This is a genomic window from Tenacibaculum sp. L6 (assembly GCF_028823685.1).
Taxonomy (GTDB): Bacteria; Bacteroidota; Bacteroidia; order Flavobacteriales; family Flavobacteriaceae; genus Polaribacter.
This window is the reverse complement of sequence record NZ_JAPEHZ010000192.1, coordinates 1-518: the sequence shown is the minus strand read 5'-3', so window position 1 is coordinate 518 and position 518 is coordinate 1. Positions and strand designations below refer to the sequence as shown.

The following is a 518-nucleotide window of genomic DNA, read 5'->3' as shown; positions in this document are numbered from 1 at the left end:
TTATTTATCGGATTTTTAACCCTTTCGTTTTTTACAGCAAATGCCCAAGAAATTTCTGACAACGCCATTGGTCTTCGTTTAGGAGATGGAGATGGTTTTGGAGCTGAAATTTCTTACCAACGTAAATTAAGTGACAACAATCGTTTAGAACTTGACCTAGGTTTAAGAAGTGGTAATGGCTATGATGGTTTTAAACTAGCAGGTTTATACCAATGGGTTTGGCAATTAGACGGTCGATTCAACTGGTATGCTGGTGTTGGTGGTGGTGTTGGGTCTTACAGTTTTGATAGTCCTCTATCTAATGGTGATGATAGTGAAACATTTATTTTTGCTGCAGGAGATGTTGGTATTGAATACAATTTCGATATTCCTTTAATGCTTTCTTTAGATGTAAGACCAGAGTTTGGTTTTGGTGATTATAGAGATGATTTAGATTTTGATATTGCTTTAGGTATCCGTTACCAATTCTAAAAAACGTTAGACTACATATAACAAAAGCCTCCAAAATAATTTTGGAG

General features: G+C 35.3%; 1 protein-coding gene. It reads left to right on the top strand.

From position 1 onward, the window contains the following. On the top strand, window positions 1–471 hold a 471-nt coding region (locus tag OU788_RS12680; protein ID WP_446751498.1), incomplete at its 5' end, for a hypothetical protein. Between the last annotated feature and the right edge of the window lie 47 nt (window positions 472–518).